16 protein-coding genes are annotated in these 16,301 nt (G+C 63.1%); 8 read left to right on the top strand and 8 right to left on the bottom strand.

From position 1 onward, the window contains the following. Positions 1 to 144 precede the first annotated feature (144 nt). Positions 145 to 495, top strand: a complete 351-nt coding sequence (locus NKI18_RS17415) for an ArsR/SmtB family transcription factor (protein WP_352615202.1) — start codon at positions 145 to 147, stop codon at positions 493 to 495. Then, on the top strand, positions 492 to 977 hold the full coding sequence (locus tag NKI18_RS17410; protein WP_502900712.1) for an SRPBCC family protein: 486 nt from the start codon (positions 492 to 494) through the stop codon (positions 975 to 977). The genes NKI18_RS17415 and NKI18_RS17410 overlap by 4 nt, the downstream gene beginning before the upstream one ends. Before the next feature lie 127 nt (positions 978 to 1,104). On the opposite strand, the gene NKI18_RS17405 is transcribed toward NKI18_RS17410, so the two are convergent. The 7 genes from NKI18_RS17405 to NKI18_RS17375 all read right to left on the bottom strand — a co-directional run bounded on the left by NKI18_RS17405 (position 1,105) and on the right by NKI18_RS17375 (position 8,641). Then, complete coding sequence (locus tag NKI18_RS17405) at positions 1,105 to 2,532, bottom strand: aldehyde dehydrogenase family protein (RefSeq protein WP_352615200.1); 1,428 nt, start codon at positions 2,530 to 2,532, stop codon at positions 1,105 to 1,107. Positions 2,533 to 2,566: 34 nt separating this feature from the next. Then, positions 2,567 to 3,652, bottom strand: a complete 1,086-nt coding sequence (locus NKI18_RS17400) for an ABC transporter ATP-binding protein (RefSeq protein WP_352615199.1) — start codon at positions 3,650 to 3,652, stop codon at positions 2,567 to 2,569. After that, a complete protein-coding gene (locus NKI18_RS17395) occupies positions 3,642 to 4,250 on the bottom strand; it encodes a cupin domain-containing protein (RefSeq protein WP_023674050.1) in 609 nt (202 codons plus the stop codon). The genes NKI18_RS17400 and NKI18_RS17395 overlap by 11 nt, the downstream gene beginning before the upstream one ends. A gap of 205 nt (positions 4,251 to 4,455) precedes the next feature. After that, complete coding sequence (locus NKI18_RS17390; protein WP_353020104.1) at positions 4,456 to 5,526, bottom strand: ABC transporter substrate-binding protein; 1,071 nt, start codon at positions 5,524 to 5,526, stop codon at positions 4,456 to 4,458. After that, a complete protein-coding gene (locus NKI18_RS17385) occupies positions 5,511 to 6,389 on the bottom strand; it encodes an ABC transporter permease (protein ID WP_352615197.1) in 879 nt (292 codons plus the stop codon). Before NKI18_RS17385 ends, NKI18_RS17390 begins: the two co-directional genes overlap by 16 nt. Next, the gene (locus tag NKI18_RS17380) at positions 6,386 to 7,273 is read right to left on the bottom strand and encodes an ABC transporter permease (protein ID WP_352615195.1); all 888 of its coding nucleotides are present in this window, start codon (positions 7,271 to 7,273) and stop codon (positions 6,386 to 6,388) included. The genes NKI18_RS17385 and NKI18_RS17380 overlap by 4 nt, the downstream gene beginning before the upstream one ends. An 84-nt stretch (positions 7,274 to 7,357) precedes the next feature. Continuing rightward, the gene (locus NKI18_RS17375) at positions 7,358 to 8,641 is read right to left on the bottom strand and encodes an NAD(P)/FAD-dependent oxidoreductase (RefSeq protein WP_352615193.1); all 1,284 of its coding nucleotides are present in this window, start codon (positions 8,639 to 8,641) and stop codon (positions 7,358 to 7,360) included. 225 nt (positions 8,642 to 8,866) lie between these two features. Here NKI18_RS17375 and NKI18_RS17370 point away from each other — a divergent pair, with 225 nt between their 5' ends. The 6 genes from NKI18_RS17370 to NKI18_RS17345 all read left to right on the top strand — a co-directional run bounded on the left by NKI18_RS17370 (position 8,867) and on the right by NKI18_RS17345 (position 15,054). Beyond that, the gene (locus NKI18_RS17370) at positions 8,867 to 10,024 is read left to right on the top strand and encodes a fumarylacetoacetate hydrolase family protein (RefSeq protein ID WP_352452558.1); all 1,158 of its coding nucleotides are present in this window, start codon (positions 8,867 to 8,869) and stop codon (positions 10,022 to 10,024) included. 78 nt (positions 10,025 to 10,102) lie between these two features. Further along, complete coding sequence (locus tag NKI18_RS17365) at positions 10,103 to 10,897, top strand: SDR family oxidoreductase (RefSeq protein ID WP_352615191.1); 795 nt, start codon at positions 10,103 to 10,105, stop codon at positions 10,895 to 10,897. Positions 10,898 to 11,147: 250 nt separating this feature from the next. Then, a complete protein-coding gene (locus NKI18_RS17360; protein WP_023716807.1) occupies positions 11,148 to 12,080 on the top strand; it encodes a substrate-binding domain-containing protein in 933 nt (310 codons plus the stop codon). Between the two features lie 107 nt (positions 12,081 to 12,187). After that, positions 12,188 to 13,174 carry an ABC transporter permease gene (locus NKI18_RS17355; RefSeq protein WP_352473389.1) on the top strand — a complete coding sequence of 329 codons (987 nt, stop codon included), beginning with the start codon at positions 12,188 to 12,190 and terminating at the stop codon, positions 13,172 to 13,174. 3 nt (positions 13,175 to 13,177) lie between these two features. Further along, positions 13,178 to 13,972, top strand: a complete 795-nt coding sequence (locus NKI18_RS17350; protein ID WP_023674040.1) for an ATP-binding cassette domain-containing protein — start codon at positions 13,178 to 13,180, stop codon at positions 13,970 to 13,972. Positions 13,973 to 14,031: 59 nt separating this feature from the next. Next, positions 14,032 to 15,054: a LacI family DNA-binding transcriptional regulator gene (locus tag NKI18_RS17345; protein ID WP_352615189.1), complete on the top strand. Its 1,023-nt coding sequence runs from the start codon at positions 14,032 to 14,034 to the stop codon at positions 15,052 to 15,054. Positions 15,055 to 15,598: 544 nt separating this feature from the next. Here the strand turns inward: NKI18_RS17345 and NKI18_RS17340 are convergent. Further along, on the bottom strand, positions 15,599 to 16,180 hold the full coding sequence (locus NKI18_RS17340; protein ID WP_352569411.1) for a TetR/AcrR family transcriptional regulator: 582 nt from the start codon (positions 16,178 to 16,180) through the stop codon (positions 15,599 to 15,601). Positions 16,181 to 16,301 lie beyond the last annotated feature (121 nt).

Genomic DNA, 16,301 nt, shown 5'->3' with positions numbered 1-16,301 from the left:
CGGACCAGTCGAATCTGACGGCACCCTAAAACCGCGCCTCTCGGTTTTCCAGCGGCCTCGCCGGGCTCCGCGATTTTCGCGCTTGCCAATAGTAAGGAATCTTCCTAACTATTTCCCGAGCTAATTTGAGCCAAAGAAACGACCATGACGGGCCTGCAGACCGAAAGCCCCCCGCCGATCGACGGCATTTTCCGGGCGCTCGCCGATCCGACCCGGCGACGCGTGGTCGAGCGGCTGAACCGAAGCCCCGCCTCGGTCAGCGAGCTTGCCCAGCCGTTCGAAATGGCCCTGCCATCCTTCATCGAGCATCTCAGGGTTCTGGAAGGCTGCGGGCTGGTGCATTCAGAAAAAGCCGGCCGCGTCAGGACCTACCGGCTCGCGCCGGAGCCGTTGAAGCTCGCGGAAAACTGGCTGGCCGAGCAGCGTGCGCTGTGGGAGCGCCGTCTCGACCAGTTCGACGATTACGTGCTGAAATTCAAGGAGAAAGACAGATGAATATGGTGCCGTTGTTCCAACCCGATCCGAAGCTCGACCTCGTGCTCGAACGGACGATCGAGGCGCCGCGAGAACTGCTGTGGATGGCCCTGACGAGACCCGAGCATGTCCGCCAATGGTTCACGCCGAAGCCGTGGATCATCACCGATTGCGAGATCGACCTGCGGCCCGGCGGTCTGTTCCGAACCCGCATGCAGTCGCCCGACGGCAAGGAGGTCAACGACAGGCGTTGCTGCTACCTCGAGATCGTCCAGGACGAGCGGCTGGTGTGGACCGATGCGCTGCTGCCCGGCTACCGGCCGTCAGGCGACCCATTCATCACAGCCGTCATAGCGCTGCAATCGCATGGCGAGACGACGCGCTACACCGCCACCGCCATCCACCGCGACGAAGCCACGCGCAACAGCCACGAGGAGATGGGCTTCCACGACGGCTGGGGCACGGTGGCGGATCAGTTGGCCGGCTATCTCAAGACGATCTGAGGCGACCCTGCTTCGCACTCACATTGCGGCCACGCAATCGTTGTGGCCGTTCAGCCGAACGCCGGTGCCGAGGCACCAACGCTCGGAACAAATTTCGACGGTTGGCGCAATGCCAGATGTCGAAGGCTCAGGCGCCGTAGCCGATGATGCCCTTGATCTCGAGGAAGTCGTGGATGGCCCAGTCGGCATATTCGCGGCCGTTGCCGGACTGCTTGTAGCCGCCGAAGGGCGCGAACGTGTCCCATTCCGGATAGTTGATCGAGACCTGGCCGGCACGCAGGCGGCTGGCAATCTTGCGGGCGTGGTCGATATCCCCGGACTGCACATAGGCAGCCAGGCCATAAACGGTGTCGTTGGCGATCTTCACCGCATCATCATCGTCATCGTAGGAGATGACCGACAGAACCGGCCCGAAGATCTCCTCCTTCTCGATGGTCATGCCAGGCCTGACGTGGCCGAAAACGGTCGGTCGCACATAATAGCCACGGTTGAGGTGTTCCGGCCGGCCGGGGCCGCCGGTGACCAGCGTCGCACCCTCGGCGATACCGGCCTCGATCAACCGCTGGATCTTGTCGAACTGGATGTTGCTGACCACCGGCCCGAGCTTGGTCTCCTCCGAGCGCGGGTCGCCGACCTTGTGCGCTTCGGCGGCCTTCCTGGCGATCGTCAGCGCCTCGTCGTGACGGGCGGCCGGCACCAGCATGCGGGTCGGCGCATCGCAGGACTGGCCGCTATTGCCGAAGCAGGCGTTGACACCCTTGCGCACCGCCGTCTCGAAGTCAGCGTCGGGCAGCACGATGTTGGCCGATTTGCCGCCCAGCTCCTGCGCGACGCGCTTGACGGTCTCGGCCGCCGTCTTGGCGACGATGATGCCGGCCCGGGTCGACCCGGTGAACGAGACCATGTCGACATCGGGATGGCCAGCCATGACCTGGCCGACATCCGGACCAGTGCCATTCACCATATTGTAGACGCCCTTCGGCGTGCCGGCGGCGTCCATCACCTCGGAAAAGATGATGCCGCTGATCGGCGCGATTTCGGAAGGCTTTAAAACGACGGTGCAGCCGGCGGCAATGGCCGGCGCCACCTTGCAGACTATCTGGTTGAGCGGCCAGTTCCACGGTGTAATCAGCGCGCAGACGCCGATCGGCTCCTTGACCACCATGGTGGTGCCGCGCTTCTCGCTGAATTCGTAATCCTCCAGCGCCTTGATAGTGGCTTCCATGTGCGCCCTGCCCGCCCAGGCCTGCGCCTCGCGCGCCCACCTGATCGGCGCACCCATTTCCTGGCTGACCGCCTGGGCGATGTCCTCGTAGCGCTCATTGTAGACTTCGAGGATACGCTTCAGCAGCTTCAGGCGCTCGGCCTTGGTCGTTTGCGAAAAGGCCGGGAATGCCGCCTTGGCTGCAGCCACGGCCTTGTCGACATCGGCTTTCGAGCCGACCGAGATTTTGGTGTAGGCCTCTTCAGTGGACGGATCGATCACATCCAGCGTTGCCGGAACCACGGGGCCGACCCATTTGCCGCCGATGAAAAAATTGAGATGATTGCTCATGGGCCGTGCTCCGGTTTTCTGGAAATGAGTGAGACTAGCTAGGCAGCATAGGGCAGTTGGCACCACGGCGCAGGCTGATATGCGCCACGTCGCCGACGCTGAATTGAAAACCCTCTGTCCGGCGCGGCGCGTCGATCACCACCTGTGTCCCCTGCCCCAACTCTGCATGAAGGCGCAAGGTGCGGCCGTGAAAGACGATGCTGTTCACCCGCACCGGTGCAGTACCGGCCGCCGCCTCGGTCGTGGCCAAAAGGTCCTCCGGACGCACGCCAATGGTGCGCACCGTGCCCTCGCCAGGCAGCTCGCCTTTATCCGAAATCGCTTCCAGCGGCAGAGCGCCGGCGATGAACCGCAAGCGCTCGCCGTCACGGCCGACAAAGCGCGACCGCAGAAGGTTCATGGTGCCGATGAAGCTGGCGACGAATTTGGTGGCGGGTCGATCGTAAAGGGTCGCCGGCGGCGCAATCTGCTCTATGCGGCCCTTGTTCATGACGACAATGCGGTCTGAGATCGACAGCGCCTCGGTCTGGTCGTGCGTGACCATGACGAAAGTGGTGCCAAGCCGCGACTGCAGTCGCTTCAGTTCGACCTGCATCTGCTCGCGCAGATGCGCATCGAGCGCCGACAGCGGCTCGTCGAGCAGCAGCACACGCGGCTCGCAGACGATGGCGCGGGCAAGCGCGACGCGCTGGCGCTGGCCACCCGACAATTCGGACACGCGGGCGCCGAGCTTCTCGGCAAGGCCGACCATGTCGAGCGCTGCGCCGACGCGCTTTGCCTGTTCGGCACCGGAGAGCTTGCGCAGCGACAGGCCGAAGCCGACATTTTCGGCAACGTTCATGTGTGGGAACAGCGCGTAGTCCTGGAACACGGTATTGACGGGACGGTCGAAGGGCCTGAGCGCCGTGATGTCGCGGCCTTCGAGCAGGACCTTGCCGTTCGACGGGCTCTCGAATCCGGCGATGACCCGCAGGCTGGTGGTCTTGCCGCAGCCGGACGGTCCGAGCAGGGTCAGGAACTCGCCGCGCGAAATATCGAGATCGACGGCGTCGAGCCCGATGATGCCGCCGGGGAAAATCTTGGAGACCTTGTCCAGCCGGACGAGCGGATCAGGCGCCATCGCGAACCTCGGACGGTTTGGTCGTGTTGACCCACAGGATCTGGCAGCGCTCGCTGCCCGGATTGCGGAAGGCATGCAGCAACGTGCTCTTGAAGGCGAAGCTGTCGCCGGCCTTCAGCCCGTATCTGGTCGAATCGACCACCAGCTCGACCTCGCCGGACAGGACGAAGCCGAATTCATGGCCGGCATGAGCGTAGGCTTCGGCGGTGCCGCCACCGGCTTCCACGGTCACCAGCATGCCGGTCAGCGTGGCGGCCGGCGGCGACAGCAGCGCCTTGGCGATGCCTTCCGACTTGACCGGGATCTGACGCCGGCTGTTGGCGCGCACACAATAAAGATCGTTGCCGACATCATTGCCGTCGGCGATCAGCGCCGACGGCTCTATATCGAGGGCGGCGGCAAGCGGCCAGATCACGCGGACCCGCAATGACGACATGCCGCGCTCGATCTGGCTTAGCGCACCTATCGAGACACCGGCTTTGGCGGCAAGTTCGGCCAGCGAGAGATTGCGCTCCAGCCTGAGCGCCCGCACGCGCCGGCCGACCCTGACGTCGGCGTCGTCCTTCGGCTTCTCAGCCGCTTCGTCCAGCATGTCCATTCGTTCGTCCTTGTTACAGTATTTTTGGTCGGCGCCGCGCGCTCTTCCCTTCTCCCCCTTGTGGGAGAAGGTGGCCGAGCGAAGCTCGGTCGGATGAGGGGTGTTCCAGAAAACACCAACGCCTCATTCCTTCCAACACCCCTCAACCGTCTTGGCGCTACGCGCCAATCCACCTTCTCCCAAAAGGGGAGAAGGAAGAGCGAACTCAGCCGCCTGCCTTGACCTTCTCGAACATCTTGGCGAGTTCGTCATTCTGTTTCATCGGCCCGGTGAAGATCGTGGTCTTCAGCATCACCTCGGGATCGGAAGGCAGCTGCAGTTTCTCCAACTCCTCCTTTGGCACGGCGGCGAAAGCCGAGCTGGTCGAGCTGCCATAGCCGTAGGCCTGGATCAGATACTTTCCGGAATCCGTTTCCAGCCGGCTGTTGATGAAGTCATAGGCAAGATCGACGTTCTTGGCGTCCTTGAGCATGACGAAACCGCAAGCCCAGGTCAGCATGCCTTCCTTCGGCTTCATGAACTCTACAGGCACGCCCTGCTTCTTCAGCGAGGTGGCCGAGGCGTTCCAGGTCATGGCCGCGACCAGCTGGCCGCTCGCCAGTGCCTGTTCGACCGAGGTCATGTCGGTGGTGTAGTTCGAGAGCAGCCGGCGCTGCTCGCGCAGTTTCTCCGCCACCTTGTCCATCTGTTCCGGTGTCATGTCGAATGGATTGACGCCGGCCAGAAGGGCCGCCACCACCGGTGTGTCGTGGACGGCATCGATGGTCGCCATGCGCCCGGCATATTGCTTGTCCCAGAGCAGGTTCCAGCTGGCTTCCGGGTTCTTCACCAGATCGGTGCGGTAGAGGATCGAGGTATTGCCCCAGTCCCACGGCACCATCCAGACCTTGCCGTCGCCGGCCTGCAGGTCGGGCAGGTTCTTGAAGACCGGGAAGATCGAATCCCAGTTCTTGATGCGCTTGGTGTCGATCGGCTGCAGCAGGCCTTCCTTGTTCCAGCGCGCCACCTTGTCATAGCAAGGGTGCGCGACATCGGGGCGGAAGCCGGCCTTGACCTTGGTGAAGGCGTCATCGTCGTCGCCGAACATCGCGGCTTCGACGCCATCAGGGTGCGCGGCGAGGAAGCTCTTGTTGAAGTCGGGCAGCTCGTAACCCGACCAGGTGAAATATTGCAGCTTGTCGCCGGCAAAGGCGACAGTCGATGCAAGCGCCAGCGCGAAGGCGGCCAGTCCGGTTTTCGCTGTCTTTGTCGTTATCGATTTCAAGTCGAATGCCATTGCAGTTCTCCTCTTTCGGTTTCTTCTGGTTTTGACAGGCTGGCGGGCGCTGGCCGCTGGGTGGCGGCAAGCCCGCGATGGCGCAGGATTTCGGCGAGTGCGGCGATGACGAACGACACGGCCAGGATCGCCGTGCCGAGCGCCATGACGGTCGGCAGCGATTTCGGGAAGCGCAGCTGGCTCCAGATATAAAGCGGCAGCGTCGGCTCGGTGCCGGCAAGGAAGAAGGCGACGATGAACTCGTCGAACGAGGTCAGGAAGGCCAGCATGAACGCCGAAATAATGGCGGGCAGGCTGAGCGGCAGCATCACCCGTCTGAAGGTCGTCCAGTCCGAGGCGCCGAGGTCGAGCGCTGCCTCGCGGATGGTCTTCGGGATGGCGGCGAAGCGGCTGCGCATGACCACCACCGTCGTCGGCAGCGCCACCAATACATGGCCGAGCACAATGGCAATGCGCGACGGCCCGAAACCGGCGAGATTGACCAGGATCAACAGCGAGATGCCGACGATGACGCCGGGGATCAGGATCGGCAGCCGCGCAATGGCACTGATCGTGGCGGCCAGCGGCGAGCGGCCGTAGAGGTCCGTATAGGACACGGTGATGCCGCAGAGTGTTGCGCCGGTGGCGGCAATGGCGCCGATGACGAGGCTGGTGGCAAGCGCACCGGACAGCGCCGAATTGCCGTAAAGTGTGCCGTACCACTCAAGCGTGAAGCCTTGCAGCGGAAATGCCGCCTGGATCGAATTGTTGAAGGAAAACAGCGGGATCAGCAGTATCGGCAAATACAGGAACATCAGATAGGCAAGGACATAGACACCCAGCCAGCCGCCGCCTTGCTTTGCGTCCAGGCGCGCCGTGTTCATGTGCGGCTGCCGTATCGGCGGTCGGCGAAGCGCACCACCAGCACCACGGCGAGAATGACCAGCATGACGGCGACGGCGAGTGCGGCGCCGAACGGCCAGTCATTGGCCTTGCCGAACTCGGCCTGGATCAGTGTGCCGATCATTGTACTGGCAGGGCCGCCGACCAGCGCCGGCGTCACATAATCGCCGACGGTCGGCACGAAGACGACGAGAGCGGCCGCCAGCACGCCCGGCATCGAATTGGGCAGCACGATGCGGCGGAAACTGGTGAATGGTTTTGCGCCGAGATCGGAAGCGGCCTCGAGCAGCGATTTCGGGATGGTGTCCAGCGCCACATAGATGGGCAGGATAGCGAACGGCGCATAAGCGTGGGCGAGCGTGACGACGACCGCTGCCGGCGTATTAAGGAAGGCCAATGTCGGCTCCGACCAGATGCCGCTTTCGATCAGCGCCGAGTTGAGCACGCCATTATAGGCAAGCACGATCTTCCAGGCGAAGACGCGCAGGAGATAGCTGGTCCAGAACGGCAGGGTCAGCAGGAACAGCAGCAGCCCGCGCCGCCGCCCGGCATGGAAAGCCAGATAGTAGGCAACGGGATAGGCGGTGACGACGGTTGCCAGCGTCACCAGGCCGGCGATGCCCAGCGAGCGCAGCGTCACCGTCCAGTACAGCGGATCGGTGGCCACAGTGACGAAATTCGCAAGGGTGAAACCAGCCCCCAGCAGCGAGCCGTCATTGCCGCGAAAGGCGAGAAAGAACACCAGGCCAAGGGCGAAAAGGATCAGCAAGAAGGTGACCAGCCCGCCGGGCAGCAGCATGGCGAAGCGGAAGGCCGGCGAAGACCGGGTTTCCGGCAGCGACTGCATTACGACGATGGTCGACATCGGCTGTCCATCGAAATTTGAAATAGATTAAGCTATTTTCATATTTGTGAAATTGTCAAGCTGTTTCATGCTTGGGAATGAACGTCAGCGTTCGAACGCGTCCAGCATCCGGTACCAGGCGATGGTCGCGGCGACGCCGACCTGCCGAAAGGCGTGAAACGGGATCGGCCGGATCGGCGATATCGGGAACGGCAATTGCCTAGTGTCGCCGCTCGACAGGTAGGAGGCGATGCGCTCGCCAAGCGCGGTCATCAGGCCGATGCCGCGGCCCTGGCAACCGACGACCGCCAGCAGACCCTTCTCTGGCTCGTGGATATGCGGAAGATGGTCCGGCGTCATTGCCACCCGGCCGAACCAGCGCTTTTCAATGGCCACATCGAACAGCGCCGGGTAGAGCCGCAGCAGCGCGCGTTCCAGATGCGCCCAGTCGGCCGGGCCGTTCGGCAAGGCCATGCGGCCGCGTCCGCCGAGCACCAGCCGACCATCGGCAGTCTTGCGGTAATAGACGAGGATGCGGCGCGAATCCGAAACCGCCTGCCCTTCCGGCAGGATCGCCGCCGCGAGATTGGACGATAGCGGCGCCGTCGCGATCTGGAAGGAATGCAGCGGGATGATCGTCTCGGCGAGGCCGGGAAGCAGGCCGCCGGTATAGGCGTTGGTCGCCAGGACAATCGCCTTGGCCTTGAGTTCGGCGCCGCTTTTCGTAGAAACGTGCCAAATGCCGGCATTCTTGCTGATCTGCATCACGTTCTGGCGCTCGGCGATCTTTACGCCCGCCGCTGCAGCGACGCGCGCCAGTTCCGACGTGTAGGCGAGCGGATCGATGACACCGGCGCGGCGATCGAGCCAGCCGCCGAGATAGCCTTGCGCGCCGGTCATCGTCGCGATCTCCGTCCCGCTCAGCAGCCGGACATCGGCGCCGCGGGCGCGCCACTGCCGATCCCGGTTCGCCGCCGCCTTCAGCGCGGTCTCGGTATGCGCGGCCTGGATCCAGCCATTGCGGACGAACGGCACCGCCAGTCTTTCGTCGCGGATCAATTCGAAGACGGTGTCAGCGGTCGAGGCGGCAAAGTTGACGAGCGCTTCGCCGCGTTCGAGACCAAAATGCTCCAGCAGCCAGTCCGGACCGTATTTCAGGCCGGGAATGACCTGACCGCCGTTCAGGCCGGATGCGCCATTGCCAATTTCGCCGGCCTCCAGCACCTGGACGGCAAGGCCGAGCCGGGCAGCGTGCAAGGCTGTCGACAGCCCCATGATACCGCCGCCAACAATGACGACATCGACGCATTGGCCGGTTGGAAAAAGCGACTGGAAGGCGGTGGCCGTCCGCGGCTTCTGCCAGATTGGATCGGAAAACCGTACGGGCAAGCGTCACCTGGAGATTTCAGTAGGTGAAAACCCTAGCGACGGTTTCATTATTTTGAAAGAGCGTTTTCCCTCGCCATTGGCGCACGTCAAGCTCGATCAAGGTCCAGCGATGCGAAGACCGCTTGAAAGAATTGACAAAGCTCGCCCTGCAAGCGGGATAGACCTTTGGCGGGAATTTGTTGAAAGTGCCGCGGCCGAAGGACAAGACAACAGGAAATGTAAGCCATGACGAACGCCACACATTTGCCCGCCGAAGGCCTCTTCGTAGGCCGCGCCCGGGCGAGCGATGCTTCCCATCCGCTGGTGGTCACGGTGCGTGACGGCACGGTCTTCGACATCACGTCAAATGTGGCACCGACCGTACGCGACGTTTGCGAATTGCCGGATCCGGCGGGGCACGTCCGCTCGGCCAAGGGGCGGCCGATCGGCCCGCTCGATGCCATTGCCGCCAACAGTTTCGAGACAGCGCGCGATCCAGGGAAACCGTACCTGCTGTCCCCCGTCGACCTGCAGGCGATCAAGGCGTCTGGCGTCACCTTTGTCGTCAGCTTGCTCGAACGGGTGATCGAGGAGCAGGCGCGCGGTTCGGCGGAAAAGGCCGACGCCATTCGCGCCGACATCGCCGGGCTGATCGGCCACGATCTGTCGAAGCTCAAGCCCGGCTCGCCGGAAGCGATGGAGATCAAGGCCAAGCTGATAGCGCGCGGCGCCTGGTCGCAATATCTGGAAGTCGGCATCGGCCCCGACGCCGAGATATTCACCAAATGCCAGCCGATGGCCTCGGTCGGCTTCGGCGCCGATGTCGGCCTGCATCCGGTTTCGACGTGGAACAATCCGGAGCCGGAGATCGCCATGATTGCCGCCAGCAGCGGCAGGATTGTCGGGGCGACGATCGGCAACGACGTCAATCTGCGCGACGTCGAGGGGCGCTCGGCGCTGCTGCTCGGCAAAGCCAAGGACAACAACGCTTCGGCAGCACTTGGCCCCTTTATCCGGCTGTTCGATGAGACGTTTTCCATCGGCGACGTGAAGCAGGCGATCGTACGCCTGAAGGTCGAAGGCGAGGATGGGTTCTCGCTGGAGGGCGCCAGTTCGATGGCCGAGATCAGCCGCTCGCCGGAAGAGTTGGTCGCCGCCGCCATGGGGCCGCATCATCAATACCCCGACGGGCTGGCGCTTTATCTCGGCACCATGTTCGTGCCGTCGAAGGATCGCGGCGAAACAGGCAAGGGCTTTACCCACAAGGTCGGCGACATCGTCACCATCTCGTCGGAGAAATTCGGCGCCTTGGTCAACCGCGTGCGGCTGTCGCCCGACTGCCCACACTGGACCTACGGCGCCAGCCACCTGATGCGCGACCTCGCCAGGGCCGACCTCATCTAGTCCCCCAGCCCAACATCCGATAGATTCTAGAATTCTCTGATTGGAAATTACCTGGTCGTCGGCATTCGGGAGAGTCCATTGATCGTCGCTCTTGAGGGCAAGACCCTTGTCGTTACCGGCGGAACGCAAGGGCTTGGCGAGACCATCGCCCGGCTGGCCTCAGCCGACGGCGGCGAAGGGATCGCCATTGTCGGCCGCAATGCCGAGCGTGGCAGACGCATCGCCGAAGAGCTTTCACGACCAAGCCGGCCCGTCGTCTTCATCCAGGCCGACCTTGGAGATCCGGCCGCGCCTGCAGCTGTCATGGCGGAAGCGATCAAAAGACTCGGCCGCATCGATTGTCTGGTGAACGCCGCGGCCCTCACCGACCGGGCCTCTCTGGAAACTGGCACAATCGACGACTGGGACAGGTTGTTTTCCGTCAATGCGCGCGCGCCGTTCTTCCTCATGCAGGGGGCCGTAGCCGATATGAAGACACGGCGGGCGGCGGGCGCCATCGTCAACATACTGTCGGTGAATGCGCATTGCGGTGCGCCGGACCTTGCCATCTATTCCGCAACCAAGGGCGCGCTTTCGACGCTGACCAGAAACATTGCCAACGCGCATCTTTCCGATCGCATCCGCGTCAACGGCATCAACATGGGCTGGGTAGCGACGCCGGCCGAACAAGAGATGCAGGCGAGCACGCTGGGCAAGGGCGAAAACTGGGCAAAGATCGCCGCCACCGGCCTGCCGCTTGGTCGATTGCTGACCATGGACGAAGTCGCCCAGCTAACGCTGTTCCTGCTCAGCGACGCCTCCGGGCTGATGACCGGGACGCTTATCGACCTAGAGCAATCCGTGCTCGGCGCGCCGCCGCGCAGCATTGCATGACGGTCGCAAGGCCGATCGTCGGCCGCCTGGAAAATATCAGCCAAACTGATGCAATCTGATGGGATTGCTGATGGCGTGGTGCTTTGCGCCAACGTCCATTGGCAATCGAGGCTTGCCATCGATCGAAAAAGGGAATGCTCTAATGCGCCCAGGTCGACGCTGGCAAATGCGATCACGGCTTTGGCCGCGCACGGTTTTTGGCCGCGATCGTCGTCGGAGGAGGAGTTCGGTTCAAATGGGAGGAAATCAAATGCTGACGAGGCTAAGACTGCTTGTACTTGGCTTGGTGGTGGCGCTGGCCATTCCGGCCGCGGCACAGGCCAAGACGTTCTACTGGATTTCGCATGGCGGCCCGGCCGATCCGGTCTGGACCTACTTCCTTGCCGGGGCCAAGCAATGGGCGACGGACACCGGCAATACCGTCAACACGTCGTTCCACAATGGCGACGTGGCGTCGCAGCAGGAAGCCGTCCGCGCCGCAATCGCCGCCAAGGCCGACGGCATCACCACGACCAGCCCTGATCCGGGCAGCCTTGTCGAGATCGTCAAGGAAGCGCGGGCGGCGAACATCCCGATCATCAACTTCAACACGCCCGACCCGAAGGCGGACTTCAACGCCTATGTCGGCGGCGACAACGTCACCTTCGGCAAGCACTGGGCGCAGTATCTGGTCGACAAGGGCCTGGTGAAGAAGGGCGACTTCGTCTGGATGCCGGTCGAAATTCCCGGCGCTACCTATGGCGTCCAGGAAGAGGAAGGCATCAAGAGCGTCTTCGAGCCGCTCGGCATCACCTATGAAATCACCGAAGCGACGCTCGACCAGGCCGAAGTGATCAACCGCATGGTCGATTACCTCACCGCCAACAGAGCCAAGGTCAAGGCGGTTATCGGCCTCGGCGACCTTGTCACCGGTTCGATCAAGCGGGTGTTCGACCAGGTCGGCGTCAAGCCGGGCGAAATCCCGGTCGTCGGCTGGGGCAACTCGCTCGACACCACCCAGGAAGTGCTGAACGGCTACGTCAATGCCGGCCAGTGGCAGGATCCGCAGGCGACCAGCTACGTCGCGCTCTCGCTCGCCAACATGGCGGCGAGCGGTATTCCGCCCGGCTTCGACGTGATCACCGGCGCGCTCTACGAGAAGGACACCGCGGCAGTCTACGACAAGATCCTGTCCGGCAAATAAATCCGCGATCGAGTTGGTCACGGCCGCTTCGGCGGCCGTGACTGTCTCATCATTCCGCCGAAGCCGGTTGCGGTCTCGGCCAAATCCAATCCTATCGCGGGTCCAAGGTGGAAAATCGTTCTCTTATCCAACGCTCGATCGCGCGGCCCGAGTTCGGGCCGTTCGTGCTGCTCGTCATCGAGATCGCTGTGTTCTGGGGCATCAACCACGACTTCCTGTCGCCGCAAAACATCTCGAACACGCTGGCCTTCACGGTCGAGCTCGGGCTGATCGCGCTGGCGATGACGCTGTTGATGACATCAGGCGAATTCGACCTCTCGGTCGGCTCGGTGTTCGGCTTCTCACCGGTCCTGATGTGGACGTTGTTCAACAGCGGCGTCGCCTCGCTCGAAGCCGCCTTCGTCATTGCGCTGGTGGTCGCTGCGTTCATTGGACTGGTCAATGGCTGGTTCGTGACGCAGCTGAAGATCCCGTCTTTCCTGGTGACACTGGGCATGCTGCTGGTGGTGCGCGGCACCGCTTTGTTCGTCACCAACGGGTTTCCGCAGCGGACCTGGAGCGCCGAGGGCAGCTGGCTGGCGGAAGCCCTGGTCGGCGATTTCTTCATCGGGCCGTTCCGTATCTACATGTCGCTGTTCTGGTTCATCGCCGCCGCAATCGCGCTCGGTTACGTGCTGACGCAGAGCCGGACAGGCAACTGGATCCAGGCAGCCGGCGGCAACCCGAGTGCTGCAAGGGCGCGCGGCGTCAATGTCAGCGGTGTCAAGATCGGCCTGTTCATCCTGTCGTCGATCCTGGCCTCGCTTGCCGGCGTCATCTCCTCGCTGCGCACCTCGGCGGCCAACCCCAACAGCGGCACCGGCTACGAGCTCGAAGTCATCGCCATGGTGGTGATCGGCGGCACGGCGCTGACCGGCGGGCGGGGCACAATCATCGGCACGGTGCTCGGTATCCTGATCCTGCGCGTGATGCGCAACGGCATCGTGCTGATCGGTGTGCCGGGCCTTGCCTACAATATTTTCATCGGCGCCATCATCCTCGGCATGATGGCGCTCCATTCATGGCTGGAACGCCGGCATCAGGCAGGGACTTGAACCATGGCCGAACCGCTTGTCCGCATGGAAAATATCCGCAAGTCCTATGGCCGCGTGCAGGCGCTGGTTGATGCCAATTTCCATGTCAACGAAAGGGAGATCGTCGGCCTGCTCGGCGACAACGGCGCCGGCAAGTCGACGCTGATCAAAGTGCTGTCGGGCGCGGTCCCGCTGACCAGCGGCGACATCTTCATCCGCGGCAAGAAGGTGAATTTGCGCAGTACCAGCGACGCCATCGCCCATGGCATCGAGACGATCTACCAGGACTCGGCGCTGGTGACGCAGCTGTCGATCGCCCGCAACCTGTTCCTCGGACGCGAGCCGATCAAGCCGCCGCGTTTCCTCAACCGCATGGACCAGGAGGCGATGAACGTGGTTGCCCGCGACCTGCTCAAGCAGGTCGGCATCTCGAAGAACATCCCGCCGACGACGCCGATCGGCTCGCTCTCCGGCGGCGAGCGGCAGGCGGTGGCGATTGCGCGCGCCATGCATTTCGACAGCGATCTCATCATCCTCGACGAGCCGACCAACAATCTCGGCGTCGCCGAAACGCAAGGCGTGCTGAGCTTCGTGCGCAGTGCCCGCGATTCCGGCCATTCCTGCATCTTCATCGCCCACAACATCCATCATGTCTTCCAGGTGGTCGACCGCATCGTCGTCATGCGCCGCGGCAAGGTGGTCGCCGACGATATCGACCCGAAGAAGACCAGCGTCGCCGAAGTCGAACGCGTCATCACCGGCATGTCGGACAAGGAGATCCATGACGCGCTGGTCGAGGGCACGCAACGGCCCGGCTGAGCAGCCGGGGGTCGGCCTGATCGTCGAGGCACTGGATCGCATCGCCACATGGTTGCGACATGAAAGCCAGCGTTTCGGATATTGCCAGGAGCTGCGGCCTGTCGACCGCGACGGTCGACCGTGTGCTCAACAACCGGCCGGGAGCCAGTGCCGCCAACCGGCAGCGCGTGATGGAGGCGGCCAAGCAGCTCGGCTATCTGCCGGTGGTCGACCAGGTAGCGTTGCCCTCGCGGCCGGCGCATCTCGAATTCTTCCTGCCGATAGGCAGCAATGCCTTCATGGCCGATCTGGCCAGGCACATCGAGGATTATGCGGCGCGCCTGCCGCTGGTCGCCTCCTGCCGCATCCACAAGCTCGCCGGCATCTCGCCGAGTGCCTTGCAGGCGGCCGTCGAAAACCTCTCGCTCAAGGCGAACGGTGTCGGCGTCATTGCCGTCGATCACCCGAGAACGCGCAACATCTTGCGCGAGATCGTCGAGGCCGGCATCCGCCTGGTCACACTGGTGTCCGATGTTCCGGGCGCGCCCCGCTCGGCCTATGTCGGCATCGACAACCGGGTGGCCGGCCGTACGGCGGCGCTGCTGATGGGACGGTTCCTCGGCGGCCGCCAGGGCCATCTGGCGATGGTCGTCGGTTCACGCTCCTACCGCGGCCATGAGGAACGCGAGATGGGCTTTCGCTCCGTGCTCGGCGAGGAGTTCCCCAACCTAACCGTCACCAGCGCCGTCGAGATCAACGACGAGCCGGAGGCCAGTTATACCGCGACCATGAAGGCGCTGCACAACGAGCCGGAGCTGCTCGGCATCTACTGTATCGGCGCCGGGCGCTCGGGCGTGGCAAAAGCATTGCTCGAAGTCAGGCCGCAGACGAAGCCGGTGTTCATCTGCCATGATCTGACGCGCGAGACGCGCGGCTATCTCGTCGACGATCTGCTCGACGTCGTCATCGACCAGAATGCGCGGCTGATTGCCGAACAGTCGGTCATTCGCCTGCTCGGCTCGATCGCCTCGTCGGCGCCCTATCTGACGCGGAAATTCATCGAGCCGCGCCTGATCTTCAAGGAAAATGTCCCGGTGCGGTGATGTCGACGGCGATGGCTCGGGCCAGTGGATCGTTAAAATTCGGTTGATACCGCAAATCTGCACATCACCTATGCAACTTTTGTGGTTGCCGAATCATTGGGCAATCGATAGTTTCGTAGGTGTCGGCCATCTACTCCTCCCAGATGCGATGCCGACGCTGAGTGCGGTACACCTCCTCCCGTGCCGTATTCGAAATCGAGCCCGCTGCCACCTCCTCCCGGCAGCGGGCTTTTTTTGTTCCGGCTCCGGGATAGGGGGCGATGCTGGGATCGTGACTGGCACCGGACACGATTGCTGATCCGCGGATCGATGAGCTTCGCTGCGACCGCCGCGGCTTGTCGGGCGGAATCCTGTCACACTTGTCACTCTGACCGGTTCGCCGGCGGCCCTATCCTGCCTCACGACCAGCAATCAACGCCGCGCCGGCCATGGTGCGGAGGATCGGCACAGGAGACGCGAGATGGCACATCGCGATGGGACGAGACATCACCCGGCGGCGCGGCCCGCAATCGAAACGCCACGTATCGTTTCGCCGCTTGCGAGACTATCTGGCCCTGAAAGACGTGATCAGGCCTTCCGCCATGCGGACGAACTGCGCGCTCGGGCCCTCGGCGCCGACGCTTTGCAGGCTGACGCGGGCGCCCTCGAGCAACAGCGACAGCGTGTCCGCAAGAAGCTCGGCCTGTCCGATGCCGGCATCGCGACACAGCGAGACCAGCCGCTCGCGCTGCGCTTCCTTGAGTTCCTTGATCACTTGCCTTGCCGGATGATCGGCCTCGCTCAGCTCGATGGCGGCGTTGGCCATGTCGCAACCGCGGCGATCCGACATCAGGCAATCGGCCGCCATCCGGACCCAGGCGTGCAGCTGCGCCAGCTTGTCGCCCGGATTCTCGGCCTCGAACTTCTCCCACATCGCGTTGGCGCTGCAGGCGGTCGCCCGCAGACATTCGATGATCAGGTCGTCCTTGGACTCGAAATGCCGGTAGAGCGTCATCTTGTTGGTGCCGGCGGCCTCGGTGATGGCGTCGATGCCGACGCCGCGAATGCCATGCTTGTGAAACATGTCCCGTGCCGTCTCCAGGATCCTGTCCCGGGGGCGAACACGCTCCACAACAACGTCTGTCATCAAAACCTCCGTGATTGCGTTTCCCGAAATTCCCTCGGTGCACCTCTTGACTAGGGTGTTACCGGTCTGTAACGTTAGAGATGTTACTTACCTGTAACACCCGCATTGCATCATGTCAAAC

Source organism: Mesorhizobium sp. M0800 (genome assembly GCF_040320095.1).
In the GTDB taxonomy this organism is placed as follows: domain Bacteria; phylum Pseudomonadota; class Alphaproteobacteria; order Rhizobiales; family Rhizobiaceae; genus Mesorhizobium.
The sequence above is the reverse complement of the archived record's forward strand: the minus strand, read 5'-3'. Positions and strand labels throughout refer to the sequence as shown.

What these genes read in the sequence shown, in the direction of transcription:
- NKI18_RS17395 (WP_023674050.1), bottom strand. Translation starts at nt 4,250, where the DNA reads ATGGACATGCTGGACGAAGCGGCTGAGAAGCCGAAGGACGACGCCGAC.
- NKI18_RS17345 (WP_352615189.1), top strand. Translation starts at nt 14,032, where the DNA reads ATGAAAGCCAGCGTTTCGGATATTGCCAGGAGCTGCGGCCTGTCGACC.
- NKI18_RS17360 (WP_023716807.1), top strand. Translation starts at nt 11,148, where the DNA reads ATGCTGACGAGGCTAAGACTGCTTGTACTTGGCTTGGTGGTGGCGCTG.
- NKI18_RS17380 (WP_352615195.1), bottom strand. Translation starts at nt 7,273, where the DNA reads ATGTCGACCATCGTCGTAATGCAGTCGCTGCCGGAAACCCGGTCTTCG.
- NKI18_RS17405 (WP_352615200.1), bottom strand. Translation starts at nt 2,532, where the DNA reads ATGAGCAATCATCTCAATTTTTTCATCGGCGGCAAATGGGTCGGCCCC.
- NKI18_RS17350 (WP_023674040.1), top strand. Translation starts at nt 13,178, where the DNA reads ATGGCCGAACCGCTTGTCCGCATGGAAAATATCCGCAAGTCCTATGGC.
- NKI18_RS17385 (WP_352615197.1), bottom strand. Translation starts at nt 6,389, where the DNA reads ATGAACACGGCGCGCCTGGACGCAAAGCAAGGCGGCGGCTGGCTGGGT.
- NKI18_RS17410 (WP_502900712.1), top strand. Translation starts at nt 492, where the DNA reads ATGAATATGGTGCCGTTGTTCCAACCCGATCCGAAGCTCGACCTCGTG.
- NKI18_RS17390 (WP_353020104.1), bottom strand. Translation starts at nt 5,526, where the DNA reads ATGGCATTCGACTTGAAATCGATAACGACAAAGACAGCGAAAACCGGA.
- NKI18_RS17370 (WP_352452558.1), top strand. Translation starts at nt 8,867, where the DNA reads ATGACGAACGCCACACATTTGCCCGCCGAAGGCCTCTTCGTAGGCCGC.
- NKI18_RS17340 (WP_352569411.1), bottom strand. Translation starts at nt 16,180, where the DNA reads ATGACAGACGTTGTTGTGGAGCGTGTTCGCCCCCGGGACAGGATCCTG.
- NKI18_RS17400 (WP_352615199.1), bottom strand. Translation starts at nt 3,652, where the DNA reads ATGGCGCCTGATCCGCTCGTCCGGCTGGACAAGGTCTCCAAGATTTTC.
- NKI18_RS17415 (WP_352615202.1), top strand. Translation starts at nt 145, where the DNA reads ATGACGGGCCTGCAGACCGAAAGCCCCCCGCCGATCGACGGCATTTTC.